Genomic DNA, 13,912 nt, shown 5'->3' with positions numbered 1-13,912 from the left:
TTACTGATATGACTTTATCTGGCGTGCGTGAGTCAAGTAGGGCGCATCCGACGCAGGGCTGCGGCGGATGCGCCTACAGCGAGGTATTGACGGCGTCTTTACGCAATCGCCCTTTATTCCCAACTGAACGACACCCTGTTTTTTTACGGCGCGTTTAAAACGGACTCACATCGCCCGCCTCAACGGCAACGGCGCAACCAACACCCTCACGCCCAACGCTTCGAATGCATCAACCTGTGCTGAAGAAATACCGTTGTCGGTAATCAGGCAGTGAATTTTGCTCCAGTCACACGGCAGCGCAAACATCGACACCTTATCGATCTTGCTGGAATCGGCGACCACATAAACCGTGTTGGCCGAGTTGATCATCGCCATTTTAACTTTGATGTCGGTTTCGCTGGGAAAGCTCAAACCGAGGCGCGGTGAAATACAGGCGGTTGCCAGAAACAGCTTCTCTGCCAATACATTTTCGAAGAAGTTTGCCGCTTTTTCGCCAGATGTCGACAATGTTGGAAATTTAAACGTCCCGCCTGTTAACAAGATATTTATTCCCGGCTCGCCACCCAGTTTCAGCGCAATGTTCACGGCGGTTGTGACCACCGATAAACGGCGAATATGGCTGATCGCTTCGGCAATGGCGGTGGTAGTGGTACCCGAATCGAAAATCACTGTGTCGCCATTTTCGATATGCTGCGCGGCTAAACGTCCTATCGCTTCTTTCTCTTCAAGATGTGTTTGCCGCTCCAGCAGCAGCGCGCCGGTATTCTGTTTTCCGGTCATTAATGTTGCGCCACCGTGGTAACGCTGTACAAAACCTTGTTTTTGCAGCATCCGCAGATCGGTACGTAACGTGGCTTCCGTTAAGCCAAAGGTTTCAGTCAACGCTTTGACAGTGACCGTGCCATCCTCACGGATCATTTCCAGAATCTTTTCGCGGCGTTGCTGCATATCAGCCAACTGCTCACTTTTGCTTTTCAATCGAAATGCTCCCTTTTCCAATCGCGTTAGGTGTAGGCGAACGTGGACCTGATGCTGAGTCTACCGCGCCATTTTTGCGAATGCGAGATGATGAAAACGGTCAATGATTTTCGAACGAAAATAAACAATAAACAGGTTATTGAATCTTCACATTGGGTTCAGCATCTTTATCCATGCGATTTTTTCTGTTTGTAATGCACATCACGTCTTTTCAATAAGATAATGAATATCTCTCGCCGAGTTGTATGAAATTTGATCTCACCCACACATCCTTTCAATTCGATAGCATATATTTTTGTTCGAAAATGATGATTTGCGATTGAGAAAGTTAAACCCTGAAGGAGTGTAACGAATGAGCGGTGAATATGACGTAAATCTGCGCTATGGCGTGGACACGGCGCAAGATCTCAGCGGCAAAGTCGCGGTGGTGACCGGCGGACTCGGCGGTATTGCCATGGCGAGCAACGCCATGCTGCTGGAAAAGGGCGCACGTCTGGCGCTGCTCTATCCGCCGTTTGAAGCGGAGAAAGTCAGCAGCCTCAGTGTCGGGTTTGCAGCAGAAAGCGTGCAGTTTGTCTGCTGTGACGTCACCGATCCTGCTTCGGTTGAACAGGCTTTTGATCAGGTTGAAGCACATTACGGTCATATCGATATTCTGGTGAATTGCGCCGGTTACGTGATGCTGCAACCGGTACTGGAGACTGATTTTGCCGAGTGGCAGAAGCAGATTGCCGTCAATCTCACCGGGCCATTTCTCTGCTCACAAGCGGTGGGTAAACGTATGGTTAAGGCGGGCAACGGCGGCAAAATCATCAATATCGCCTCTCAGGCAGCCTCAATCGCTATCGATAATCACGTAGCTTACACCTCGGCAAAAGCGGGCTTGCTTGGCATGACCAAGGTCATGGCGAAAGAATTTGCGCCGCATCGTATTAACGTCAACACGCTCTCGCCCACGGTGGTATTAACCCCGATGGGTGAGAAAGCCTGGCGCGGTGAAAAAGGCGAGCAAATGAAAAAACTTATCCCACTGGGCCGTTTTGCCTACACCGACGAAATCGCCGCCGCCGTGCTGTTTTTTGCCAGCAACGGCAGCGACATGATCACCGGCGCCGATCTGATGATCGATGGCGGTTTCACCATTTGGTAATGCTGTGCCAATTCCAGAGAAACAAAACACCCTGCGATAACGATAAATAGAGAGAACATCACCATGAAAAAACGTACTTTGCTGTGCACTGCAATGGCGGCCTGCCTGATCTCTCACGCGGCATTTGCTGCAGAGAAAGGCACCATCATGATTCTGGTTAACTCGCTCGATAATCCTTATTACGCCTCGGAAGCCAAAGGCGCCAACCTCAAAGCGCAAGAACTTGGATACAAAACCTCCGTGCTGTCTCACGGTGAAGATGTGAAGAAGCAAAGCGAACTGATCGATGCCGCGATTGGTAAAAAAGTGCAGGGCATTATTCTGGACAACGCCGATTCCACCGCCAGCGTGGCGGCGATTAAAAAAGCCAAAGATGCCGGTATTCCCGTGGTGTTGATTAACCGTGAAATCCCGGTTGATGACGTGGCGCTGGAGCAGATTACCCACAACAATTTCCAGGCCGGTTCCGATGTTGCCAACGTCTTTGTTGAGAAGATGGGAGAAAAGGGCAAGTACGCTGAACTGACCTGTAATCTCGCCGACAACAACTGCGTAACCCGTTCCAAATCCTTCCATCAGGTACTCGATCAATATCCCGACATGCAAAGCGTGGCGCGTCAGGATGCTAAAGGCACCTTGATTGATGGCAAGCGTATCATGGACAGCATTCTGCAGGCGCATCCCGATGTAAAAGGCGTAATTTGCGGTAACGGCCCCGTGGCGCTGGGCGCGATTGCGGCGCTGAAAGCCGCAGGACGCGATGACGTCACGGTGGTGGGCATTGACGGTAGCAACGATGAGCGCGACGCGGTAACTGCAGGAACGCTGAAAGCCACCGTCATGCTTCAGGCGCAGGCGATTGCCGCGCAGGGCGTCACCGATATCGACAACTTCATCCAGAAAGGGATCAAACCGGCCAAACAGCGGGTGATGTTCCGCGGCATTTTGATCACGCCAGAAAATGCCAAAGGTGTGCAGGACTTTAATTATAAGTCGTAATTAACCGCCGCCGCGCCCGTGGAAACGGGCGCCAGGGAGAATGAGATGGATAAACGACTCTGGCTGATGCTGATAGCAGTTGTGCTCGGTGGTTGCCGTATTGTGTCGCAGCAGGAGCTGGCTGATCTGAAAAATCCCCCAATCCAAACATGACGAATATTGCGCAAACCTGGCAGCAAAAACTGGTGCCGCAGGTCGCAGGTGAAGCGAAACCGCTGGCTGAGTTGATGAAGTCTTTGCAGTCGGCTCCCGATTTTGACAGTGCCTGTAAAACCTACGGTTATCGCAGCCAGGAAGAGAATCCCTGCGTATTCAGCGTGAGTGTCAGCGGTGATGTCACCGCAGTTAACACCACTTCTCGCAGTGGAAAGATGACGGTTAAAGACATTTCAGGTGACAGTGTCACAATTCAGGTTGGGCCAATCATTCGCGGCACTGCACTGCGCGATGCATATAAAGGGGCCAGCTATCAGGACTTCAACGATCAGGTGATGTTTGGCGATTATGGCCGGGCGATCAATCAGCAGGCTTCCACATTAATGCAGCAGTTCAAGCCAAAAGTGGGCGACAAAATCACGGTGGCGGGCGTATTTAGTGCCTGGGACATTCCGCAGAAACTGCCGGATATCACGCCAGCGCAAATCACGCGGCAGTAAGGAGGGCATATGCAAAATCCTCAATCGCAACAGGCTACCGATGTGATCATTGAAACGCGCAATGTCTCGCGGGTTTATCCTGGCGTAACGGCGCTCGATCAGGTCAATTACCGCGTGTATCGCAACAAAGTGAACGTGCTGATAGGCGAAAACGGCGCAGGCAAATCCACCATGATGAAAATGCTGGCGGGCGTTGAGACGCCGTCATCAGGCGAGATTTTACTGGAGGGAAAACCGGTGTCGCTGACCTCAACGCAGCAAGCAGAGAAGTGCGGGATCAGCATAATTTTTCAGGAGCTGAACCTGTTTCCTAACATGAATGTGATGGATAACATCTTCATTGCCAATGAGTTTTTTCAGCGCGGCGTGATCAATGAAAAGTATCAATATGCGCTGGCAAAAACGCTGCTGGAGCGGCTGGAGCTGGACGTCGATCCCTATGCGGCGCTAGGTGAACTCGGCATTGGTCATCAACAGCTGGTAGAAATTGCACGTGCGCTATCGAAAGACACCCGCGTGCTGATCATGGATGAACCGACCAGCGCGCTGAGCCAGTCGGAAGTCAGGGTGCTGTTTAACGTCATTGAACAGCTCAAACGACGTGGCGTCACTATTATCTACATTTCTCACCGGCTCGAAGAGCTGATGGAAATTGGCGATCACATCACAATTTTCCGCGATGGGCGCTTTATCAGTGAGCGCGAAGTGCGTGATGCCAGCGTGCCGTGGATCATTGAGCAAATGGTAGGCGACAAGAAAAAGCACTTCGATTATCACGCGGCGGCGCAAGGTGACACGATCTTGCAGGTAGAAGGCTTGACCGCGCTGCATCAAAACGGCGGATACAAGCTCAATGACGTCACTTTTTCGCTACGAAAAGGGAAGTGATCGGCATTTACGGTTTGCTGGGCGCAGGACGCACCGAACTGTTTAAAGGGCTGATTGGCTTGATGCATTGTCAGTCGGGCAGTGTGTTGCTTAACGGTGAAAATCTGGCGAAGCGTAATTTCCAGCAGCGGCTCAAACGCGGCATCGCACTGGTGCCGGAAGATCGCCAAGCCGAAGGCGTAGTGCAGCTGATGTCGATCACCGCCAATATGACGCTCTCCGATCTCAGCCTGCGTGGCTTTCGCCGTGCGCTGCGAATGCTTAATCCCGGTAAAGAGAATCAGCGCGTTAATGAAATGATTGGGCATCTGGCGATCAAAGTCAGCGATGCCGAGCTGCCGATCACCTCATTAAGCGGCGGTAACCAGCAGAAAGTGGTGCTGGGCAAGGCATTGATGACCGGGCCGAAAGTGGTGCTGTTGGATGAACCCACGCGCGGTATTGATGTTGGCGCAAAAACCGATGTCTATCACCTGATTGGCAACCTGGCACAGCAGGGGCTGGCGGTGATGTTTTCCTCATCCGAACTGGACGAGGTGATGGCGCTGGCCGACCGCATTTTAGTCATGGCGGATGGACGCATTACCGCCGATCTGCCGCGCGCTGAAGCGACACGAGAAAAACTGATCAGCGCGTCGACACCGCAAGCTTAAGGTTGCTGGAGAATTTCATGAATCAAAAATATTTGCTCTATATGTATCTCCTCAAGGCGCGAACCTTCATCGCGTTACTGATTGTGGTGGGCTTTTTCAGCGTAATGGTGCCGAATTTTCTGACGACGTCCAACCTGCTGATCATGACTCAACATGTCGCCATCACCGGTTTACTGGCAATTGGCATGACGCTGGTGATTTTGACCGGCGGCATTGATTTATCCGTGGGCGCGGTAGCCGGGATTTGCGGCATGGTGGCGGGTGCGCTGCTCACCAACGGCGTGCCGCTTTGGGGCGGTAATACGCTGTTCCTCAACGTGCCCGAAGTGATTCTTGTGGTGGCGATTTTTGGCGTGCTGGTGGGATTGATCAACGGGGCAGTGATCACCCGGCTGGGTGTTGCTCCCTTCATTTGTACGCTCGGCATGATGTATATCGCACGCGGCGCGGCGCTGCTGTTCAACGACGGTAGCACTTACGCCAACCTGGTCGGTCTGCCGCAACTGGGTAATACCGGTTTTGCGTTCCTCGGCTCGGGCACGCTACTGGGCGTCTATATCCCGATCTGGTTAATGCTCGGCTTTTTGCTGTTGGGCCTCTACTTAACCCGTAAAACGCCGCTTGGGCGTTACATCTACGCCACCGGCGGTAATGAAGGAGCGGCGCGCCTGGCTGGCGTACCTATCATCAAAGTAAAAGTTTTTGTCTACGCCTTCTCTGGCTTGTGCGCGGGTCTGGTGGGGTTAGTGGTGGCGTCGCAGTTGCAAACTGCACATCCGATGACCGGCAACATGTTTGAAATGGATGCCATCGGCGCCACCGTCTTGGGCGGCACCGCGCTGGCAGGCGGTCGCGGCAGGGTTTCCGGCTCCATTATTGGTGCGTTTGTTATCGTTTTCCTTGCCGACGGCATGGTGATGATGGGCGTTAGTGATTTTTGGCAGATGGTGATTAAAGGACTGGTGATTGTGACTGCTGTGGTTATCGATCAGTTCCAGCAACGTCTGCAAAGCAAAGTGGTGCTGTTGCGTCGCCATGAGCAAAAGCAGCAATCCACCCCAACATCTAACGTCAGTCATGGCTAAACGGAGGCAAGATGACACGAGATTTCAGTGGAAAAACGGTGGTGATTACGGGCGCCTGTCGAGGAATTGGTGCAGGCATTGCGGCCCGCTTTGCCCGCGATGGGGCGAACCTGGTCATGGTATCGAATGCGGATCGCGTGCATCAGACGGCCAATACCTTACAAAAGCAGTTTGGCGGCGAGATTCTGTCGTTACAGGTTGATGTCACCGTCGAAAGCGAGGTGCAGCAGCTTTATCAGCAAGCCTTTAAACGGTTTGGCAGTATTGATGTTTCAATTCAAAATGCCGGAGTTATCACCATTGACCGGTTTGACGCAATGCCTAAAAGTGATTTTGAGAAGATCCTGGCGGTCAACACCACCGGCGTCTGGTTGTGTTGCCGCGAGGCGGCGAAATATATGGTGCAGCAGAACAGCGGCAGTTTGATCAACACCTCTTCGGGGCAGGGGCGACAAGGTTTTATCTACACGCCCCATTATGCCGCCAGTAAAATGGGCGTGATCGGCATTACTCAAAGTCTGGCGCTGGAGCTGGCACCGTGGCACATCACGGTAAATGCGTTTTGCCCAGGCATCATCGAAAGCGAAATGTGGGATTACAACGATCGCGTGTGGGGCGAGATTCTGAGCAGCGACAAGAAAACGTACGGCAAAGGCGAATTGATGGCGGAGTGGGTTGAAAATATTCCGTTGAAACGTGCCGGGCAGCCAGATGATGTTGCCGGGCTGGTGGCGTTTCTCGCCTCAGACGATGCTCGCTATATCACCGGGCAAACCATTAATGTGGATGGCGGGTTAATATTCTCTTAATTCCTGCCGCTGTAATCAGGGGTTTGCCAGGTGGCAAACCCTTTTTTTGCCTGTTTTTTAAACTCAGAAAATTCTCGGATAAGCACAAAAGATGAGACCTGTCCTGCACGGCTGTCACAATATGTTAAGGTAAACTCACTTGGTTGTGTAAATTCTTCCACCTTAAGACCCAAAAACGACCTCATTGCTTATGTCTTCAACCTTATTGAAACGAAAATCGCTGACATTCTGTTTGGTGGCCTCGACAATCGTCTCCACTGCGCCTGCTGCTGCGCTACAACCCGAAACTCGGGTAGCAGAAGCGCCGTTTGACGATCCCGCCCGTTTCCGCCAATCGCTGGATAATCTGCCCTCGCTGGGCAATTACGATAACAGCGCGGAGTGGAGTAAAAAGCTCGCTTCGGTAGCGAAAAGCATTGGTGAAGCCAGTCAAAACAGCAGCAGTGAGGCTTCATTTGGTCAGCAAGCTGGCGTATGGGCGTTTAACCATCTACGTGATGAAGTGGCGGATCGCGTTGAGAACGAAGGACAGTCGCTGCTTTCTCCTTATGGCAATGCGACCCTGGATCTGATGGTCGACATGGATGGCAACTTCACCGGCACGGGTGGCGATCTGTTTAGCGCGTTAGCAGATGAAAACAGCTATCTTACGTTTAGCCAGGTTGGCCTCCATGACACTTCAGATGGATTAGTCGGGAATGCGGGTTTGGGGCAGCGTTGGGAAGCGGGGCAGTGGTTACTCGGTTACAACACGTTTATCGATCGCATTTTCAGCAGCGGTTTACAGCGCGCTTCAGTGGGCACGGAAGCGTGGAGTGATAATCTGCGCTTTTCCGCTAACTATTATCATCCGCTTTCGGGTTGGAAAAACCTCGGCGATAACCAGCAGCAGCGTATGGCGCGCGGTTATGACATTACCACGCAAAGCTACCTGCCGTTTTATCGTCAGGTGGGTATGTCTTTGAGCTGGCAGCAATATTTGGGGCAAAATGTCGATCTGTTTAACAGCGGCAACCGCTATCACAACCCTTCAGCGATGACGTTTGGCCTCTCATACACTCCGGTGCCGCTGGTGACCTTTTCTGCTACGCATAAAACCAGCAGCGCGGGCGAGAGCCAGGAACAACTTGGCCTTAAACTGAATTACCGTTTTGGTGTGGCGCTGAGTCAACAACTCAATGCCAATAACGTCGCGGCTGCGCACTCGCTGCGGGGAAGCCGCTACGACAACGTAACACGCAGCGACACGCCGGTGCTGTCGTTCCGTCAGCGTAAAAACTTATCCGTTTTTCTTGCTACGCCGCCCTGGCAGCTAAACGGCGGCGAAAGCCTGCCGCTCAAGCTGCAAATTCGCGCCAGCAACGCAATCAAAGCTGTGAGCTGGCAAGGCGATACACAAGCGCTGAGTTTGACACCGTCATCAGATAATAATGATCCACAAGGCTGGAGCGTCATTCTGCCGCCATGGGACAATTCCCCCGATGCGACGAACGAATATCGCTTGTCCGTGACGTTGGAAGACACCAAGCAGCAACGTGTCACGTCCAACTGGATCACCCTTAAACTTCAGCCGCCCATGGCTGTGCGCGAGCAGCAGGATGATCGCTACGATTTGATGGCACCCACCGAAAAGAGTCCAGCGATGAGTCTCTGATCCAACGCGAAAAAAGTGTGACAATTGTCACACTTTTCCAGTGGAAAGTTTTTAAGGAAACTCGCAGAATCAGCGAAAATTCTTATACACCTGCTCACCATGATCCTTCGTCCGCAACGCCACTGGTTCGTTCGTTTGTTCGCCTGGCACGGCTCTGTGCTGCCTGATATTTTGTTTCGCTTATCGCTGAATTTAATGATGTCACTGATCGCGCTGGCATCACTGAATTGGTATGAAACGCTGGGCATTAAACTCACTCTTGCGCCGTTTAGTTTGCTGGGGGTGTCTATCGCGGTGTTTCTCGGTTTTCGCAACAGCGTCTGTTTTGCCCGCTTTAGTGAAGCGCGGCATTTTTTAGGTGCCTTGCTTATCGCCTGTCGTACTCTTCAGCGTCAGGTGATGGCGGTTTGCCCCGCTGATGCGCCGCGAGTACAAAGGCTGTTACTGGCATTTTGCGCCAGCCTTAAACATCAGCTTCGTCGCACCGATGCGCGTGAAGATTTAACGCGTTTATTAGGGGATGAAGCAGAAGGGTTACTTCAGCGGCATTCACCGGCAAACGTGTTGCAGTTGCAGCTCTCACACTGGCTGGCAGAGCAGCGTCGTCAGGGAAATATCAGCGATGTTGTCTGGGGCAATATCGACAATAACCTCAACCAGCTTGCCGCAGTATTGGGCGGTTGTGAACGTCTTGCCAGCATGCCGGTGCCTTTTGCTTACGGCCTGCTGCTGCACCGCACAGTCTATTTTTTCTGTACCTTGCTACCGTTTGCGTTGGCACCCGATCTGCATGCGATGACGCCGCTGGTTTCGATGTTTATCGCCTATACCTTTCTTTCACTGGATACGCTGGCGGAAGAGCTGGAAATGCCGTTCGGGTATGAAAACAACCACCTGCCGATGGATGCTATCTGCACCAATATTGAGATCAATCTGCGCGAGATGGCGGGTGAATCCGACTTGCCGCTGCCCATGCAGCCGGATAAATATTATCGCCTGACATAAAAGAAAACGGCCCGGAAGACACAGGCCGGGCCGTTAAGTGAGGGCAGGGCGATTAGAACTGGTAGATCAAGCCAAGTGCAGTGATATCGTCGGTCGCCAAGCCGAGTGCGTTATCATCTTTCAACAGGTTGATGCGGTATTCACCGTAGACCGACATGTTTTTGTTGAAGTAATAGGTCGCACCCACAGAGGTATATTTGATGATGTCAGCATCACCAATGTTCTCGATCTCTTTACCTTTTGACGAAACGTAGCCGACAGAAGGACGAATGCCGTTCAGGAACTGATACTGCGCAACGGCTTCAAAGTTCTGCGCTTTATTAGCAAAACCACCAGAAATTGGTGTGGCATTCAGCGTTTCGCCGTACATTGCTGCCAGATAGATCTGGTTGGCGTCATATTTCACGCTTGTTGCCCAATGTTGTGCTTTCTCGCCTTCACCGCGTGCGGCAGCATTCTGGGTTTCAGTGCGATCCAGGCTGGCAAACGCGCCGGCAAAGCTCAGACCAAAATCAAAGTCGTAGGTAGCAGACAGCGCATAGCCATCACCGTTTGAACGGCGCACGCCGTCGGTATTGCCGCTGCGATCGTTTTTCCCTTGATACTGGGCGGCGATATTCAGGCCATCAACCAGACCAAAGAAATCTTTGTTACGCCAGGTCAGCACGCCCGTTGAACGGCCAGACAAGAAGGCGTCGGTATAACCGGAATCGCCCCCAAAGAATGGCAACATGTCGGTGTTAGCCAGCGCGTCATAAACCAGACCGTAGTTACGGCCATAATCCAGCGATCCCGCCTGGCCAAATTTCAGGCCCGCGTAGCCAAGACGCGTACGGTTACCGGTTTGTGCATCGCTGCCTTCAGAGTTGCGCAAACTGTATTGATATTGCCAAAATCCGTAACCGGTTAACTGATCGGTGATTTTCGTTTCACCTTTGAAACCAAAGCGCGCATAGGACGATGTATCGCCATTGTTACTGTCATCATCAGAAAACAGATGAGAGACGTTAATTTTGCCCACTAAATCGAGCTTATTACCGTCTTTATTATAAATTTCTGCTGCTTGAGCAGTGGAGATACTGATCAATAACGGCATTACAGCCGCCAGTAAAGAGCGCTTCATCATTTTAATATTTACCTGTATCAATTAATTATTATCCCCCAGAGAAGGGGTGAAAAGAAAATGACACAGAAAGATAATTCATCCTAGCGTAATAACTGTAACAAAATGTATATTTAATCTTTGTTATCACAAAAACGCATATTTAAGGTTTATTTTTCCTTAAAGAGATTAGATTTTCATATGAAAGATAAATCGCCGGTTTTGTTTTATTATATTTAAAGATCAAGCAGTTAATGATTTAAGTGGACTTAATTCCATTCAAGTAAGTTGTTCGGGTAATAAGTAGAACAAAAAAAGTGTTATAGCAATATGATCAGACGCCATTATCAAATAAAAGCATTTCCATATCTAATGATTAGCCTGATCATGCTTGTTTTTTACACAGCAAGACAAGATATTTCTGCTTTTATAATAACGTTAGAAATAGATGTGGAATAACGCACAGTGCGTTTCATTGATGATTAAAATGCATGCTAAATTTCGCTTTGTTTAAATTCTGTTTAATATAGATAATAAAAATCTGGCTTGTTTATCCCTTATTTCCCCGTTTGCCCCTTTCTTTAATTCACGTGATTCCTCGCTTGCACTGCAAATGCGCAAAATGCCCTCAAATTGGGCAGCAGATGCCCGTTTTTGGACAATTAATTTATCAGCGATCACAAAAGCGATATTTCATAGCGCAAATGCATAATTCCGCTATTTAATACTCGGCGCAAGCGCCTCGTTAAGATAATTATTCACTAATTATGCAAATAAAGTGAATGGTGCTCGCACTTAACTCGTTGATATTTGGTAAGTCAAAACGTTTTATGCATTTTTGTCCTTGGCTGGCACGCTATCTGCAATCTAGAGTAGAGCAGCGTTAATCAAGAATTTAACAACTTTAAAACAAAAGCTTTACCCAGCCGGGAAAGCAGGAGAGAGAGTTATGTCACTGCACGTTTCACGTCACGACTTTGATCAATGGATGATGCCGGTTTATGCGCCTGCTGCTTTTGTGCCGGTGCGTGCCGAAGGCTCAACGGTTTGGGATCAAAACGGAAAAGATTATATCGATTTTGCGGGGGCATTGCCGTTAACGCATTGGGCCACGCGCATCCTGCTCTGCAACAGGCGTTGCAAGATCAGGCCGCTCGCCTATGGCACACCGGGAATGGCTATACCAACGAACCGATTCTGCGTCTGGCAAAACAGTTGATTGATGCCACTTTTGCCGATCGGGTCTTTTTCTGTAACTCAGGCGCGGAAGCCAATGAGGCCGCATTAAAGCTGGCCCGTAAAGTTGCGCACGATCGCTTTGGTGCGCATAAAAGCGGCATTGTCGCCTTCACTAACGCCTTTCATGGTCGCACCTTATTTACTGTCTCTGCGGGTGGTCAACCTGCCTATTCAAAAGATTTTGCGCCGCTGCCGCCCGATATTCAGCATGCTGCGTTCAACGATCTTGAAGCCGCCGCCGCGCTGATCAACGAAAACACCTGTGCAGTGATTGTTGAGCCTATTCAGGGTGAAGGCGGTGTATTACCGGCCGAGCCCGTTTTTCTGCGCGGCTTGCGCGAGTTGTGTGACAAACATCAGGCGCTGCTGATTTTTGATGAAGTGCAGAGTGGCGTGGGCCGCACGGGTTCACTTTATGCCTATATGCATTACGGCATCACGCCGGACGTATTAACCAGCGCCAAAGCGCTTGGCGGCGGATTCCCAATTGGTGCCATGTTGACGCGTGAAGATTTAGCCTTGGTCATGGGCGTGGGCACGCACGGCACGACTTACGGCGGCAATCCGCTGGCGGGCGCGGTCGCAGGCAAAGTCATGGAACTGATCAATCAGCCAGAAATGATGGCGGGCGTGGCACAACGTCATACCTGGATTGTTGAGGCGCTGGATGAGCTGAATCAGCGTTTACATCTGTTTAAACAGGTACGGGGACTCGGACTGCTGATTGGCGCGGTATTGAGTGATGACTTTGCCGGTAAGGCAAAACAGATCAATCTTGCTGCGGCTGAGATGGGCGTCATGGTGTTGATCGCCGGGGCAAATGTAGTGCGTTTCGCCCCTGCACTGAATATCAGCGAGCAAGAACTCAGAACAGGTATGGCACGTTTTGCCGAGGCGTGTGAATCCTTTGTGCGAGGAACATCGTCATGATGGTTATTCGTCCGGTTGAACGGGATGATTTAAGCCAGTTAATGGCGCTGGCGGGCAAAACCGGTGGCGGGCTAACCTCGCTGCCGGTTGACAGCGCCACCTTACAAGCACGTATCGAACGTTCGCTACAAACCTGGGATGGCAGCTTGCCCCGCGCCGAGCAAGGCTATGTATTTGTTTTGGCGGATAGTGAAGACAATCGCGCGGTCGGCATTTGCGCCATTGAAGTGGCGGTGGGTTTACAAGATCCTTGGTACAACTTTCGCGTTGGCACGCATGTGCATGCCTCCAAAGAACTCAACGTCTATGCAGCGTTACCCACGCTCTATTTAAGCAACGATCACACCGGCAGCAGCGAGCTTTGCACCCTGTTTCTCGATCCCGATTACCGCGACGGCAAAAATGGCTATCTGCTGTCTAAATCGCGCTTTCTGTTTATGGCCAGTTTCCGCGATCGCTTTATGGATCGGGTCGTGGCAGAGATGCGTGGCGTCAGCGATGAAACAGGGCATTCACCCTTCTGGGACAGCGTGGGTAGCCGCTTTTTTCTATGGAATTTAGCCAGGCTGATTTTCTCAGCGGCACCGGTCAGAAGGCGTTTATTGCCGAGCTGATGCCGAAACATCCGCTTTACATTCATTACCTGACCGAAGAGGCGCAGGCGGTAATTGGCGAAGTTCACCCTAAAACCGCCCCGCGCGCGCGGTGCTGGAAGCGGAAGGTTTCCGTTACCTGAACTATATCGACATCTTTGATGGTGGCCC

General features: G+C 51.1%; 9 protein-coding genes and 4 pseudogenes. 10 read left to right on the top strand and 3 right to left on the bottom strand.

What is annotated here, in order from left to right; all coding sequences use genetic code 11:
• Positions 1 to 165: 165 nt before the first annotated feature.
• Positions 166 to 978: a DeoR/GlpR family DNA-binding transcription regulator gene (locus KQP84_RS13980; RefSeq protein WP_215846973.1), complete on the bottom strand. Its 813-nt coding sequence runs from the start codon at positions 976 to 978 to the stop codon at positions 166 to 168.
• A 352-nt stretch (positions 979 to 1,330) separates the two neighbouring features.
• On the opposite strand from KQP84_RS13980, the gene KQP84_RS13975 reads away from it, so the two are divergent.
• From KQP84_RS13975 to KQP84_RS13950, 6 genes and pseudogenes are all read left to right on the top strand, one after another.
• On the top strand, positions 1,331 to 2,128 hold the full coding sequence (locus KQP84_RS13975; protein ID WP_215846972.1) for a GolD/DthD family dehydrogenase: 798 nt from the start codon (positions 1,331 to 1,333) through the stop codon (positions 2,126 to 2,128).
• 63 nt (positions 2,129 to 2,191) lie between these two features.
• Entirely contained in the window at positions 2,192 to 3,127 is a 936-nt protein-coding gene (locus KQP84_RS13970; protein ID WP_215846971.1) for a D-ribose ABC transporter substrate-binding protein, read from the top strand.
• Positions 3,128 to 3,172: 45 nt separating this feature from the next.
• Positions 3,173 to 3,783 (top strand): annotated as a pseudogene (locus KQP84_RS13965) (DUF2291 family protein).
• A 9-nt stretch (positions 3,784 to 3,792) separates the two neighbouring features.
• Positions 3,793 to 5,324, top strand: a pseudogene (locus KQP84_RS13960) (sugar ABC transporter ATP-binding protein).
• 17 nt (positions 5,325 to 5,341) lie between these two features.
• Positions 5,342 to 6,409: an ABC transporter permease gene (locus tag KQP84_RS13955; protein WP_215846970.1), complete on the top strand. Its 1,068-nt coding sequence runs from the start codon at positions 5,342 to 5,344 to the stop codon at positions 6,407 to 6,409.
• 11 nt (positions 6,410 to 6,420) lie between these two features.
• The gene (locus KQP84_RS13950) at positions 6,421 to 7,218 is read left to right on the top strand and encodes an SDR family oxidoreductase (protein ID WP_215846969.1); all 798 of its coding nucleotides are present in this window, start codon (positions 6,421 to 6,423) and stop codon (positions 7,216 to 7,218) included.
• Here KQP84_RS13950 and KQP84_RS13945 read toward each other — a convergent pair.
• On the bottom strand, positions 7,215 to 7,391 hold the full coding sequence (locus KQP84_RS13945) for a hypothetical protein (protein ID WP_215846968.1): 177 nt from the start codon (positions 7,389 to 7,391) through the stop codon (positions 7,215 to 7,217). The two genes, KQP84_RS13950 and KQP84_RS13945, sit on opposite strands and share 4 nt — an antisense overlap.
• A gap of 17 nt (positions 7,392 to 7,408) precedes the next feature.
• Between KQP84_RS13945 and KQP84_RS13940 the strand changes: the two genes are divergently transcribed.
• Together KQP84_RS13940 and KQP84_RS13935 are read left to right on the top strand one after the other, a co-directional pair.
• On the top strand, positions 7,409 to 8,872 hold the full coding sequence (locus KQP84_RS13940; protein ID WP_215846967.1) for a YchO/YchP family invasin: 1,464 nt from the start codon (positions 7,409 to 7,411) through the stop codon (positions 8,870 to 8,872).
• 99 nt (positions 8,873 to 8,971) lie between these two features.
• Positions 8,972 to 9,877, top strand: a complete 906-nt coding sequence (locus KQP84_RS13935) for a bestrophin family protein (RefSeq protein ID WP_215846966.1) — start codon at positions 8,972 to 8,974, stop codon at positions 9,875 to 9,877.
• 52 nt (positions 9,878 to 9,929) lie between these two features.
• Here the strand turns inward: KQP84_RS13935 and KQP84_RS13930 are convergent, their stop codons facing one another.
• The gene (locus KQP84_RS13930) at positions 9,930 to 11,003 is read right to left on the bottom strand and encodes a porin (RefSeq protein ID WP_305798589.1); all 1,074 of its coding nucleotides are present in this window, start codon (positions 11,001 to 11,003) and stop codon (positions 9,930 to 9,932) included.
• A gap of 925 nt (positions 11,004 to 11,928) precedes the next feature.
• Between KQP84_RS13930 and KQP84_RS13925 the strand changes: the two are divergent.
• Both KQP84_RS13925 and astA read left to right on the top strand, forming a co-directional pair.
• A pseudogene (locus tag KQP84_RS13925) lies at positions 11,929 to 13,148 on the top strand (aspartate aminotransferase family protein).
• A pseudogene (gene astA / locus KQP84_RS13920) lies at positions 13,145 to 13,883 on the top strand (arginine N-succinyltransferase); the annotation flags it as partial. The pseudogenes KQP84_RS13925 and astA, both read left to right, overlap by 4 nt.
• Between the last annotated feature and the right edge of the window lie 29 nt (positions 13,884 to 13,912).

It is taken from the genome of Candidatus Pantoea bituminis (assembly GCF_018842675.1).
Taxonomy (GTDB): Bacteria; Pseudomonadota; Gammaproteobacteria; order Enterobacterales; family Enterobacteriaceae; genus Pantoea; species Pantoea phytostimulans.
This window is presented reverse-complemented; position numbering and strand designations above follow the sequence as displayed.

Excerpts from the sequence above, each read along its gene's own strand:
- KQP84_RS13975 (WP_215846972.1), top strand. The coding sequence starts at position 1,331 with ATGAGCGGTGAATATGACGTAAATCTGCGCTATGGCGTGGACACGGCG.
- KQP84_RS13970 (WP_215846971.1), top strand. The coding sequence starts at position 2,192 with ATGAAAAAACGTACTTTGCTGTGCACTGCAATGGCGGCCTGCCTGATC.
- KQP84_RS13955 (WP_215846970.1), top strand. The coding sequence starts at position 5,342 with ATGAATCAAAAATATTTGCTCTATATGTATCTCCTCAAGGCGCGAACC.
- KQP84_RS13950 (WP_215846969.1), top strand. The coding sequence starts at position 6,421 with ATGACACGAGATTTCAGTGGAAAAACGGTGGTGATTACGGGCGCCTGT.
- KQP84_RS13940 (WP_215846967.1), top strand. The coding sequence starts at position 7,409 with ATGTCTTCAACCTTATTGAAACGAAAATCGCTGACATTCTGTTTGGTG.
- KQP84_RS13935 (WP_215846966.1), top strand. The coding sequence starts at position 8,972 with ATGATCCTTCGTCCGCAACGCCACTGGTTCGTTCGTTTGTTCGCCTGG.
- KQP84_RS13930 (WP_305798589.1), bottom strand. The coding sequence starts at position 11,003 with ATGATGAAGCGCTCTTTACTGGCGGCTGTAATGCCGTTATTGATCAGT.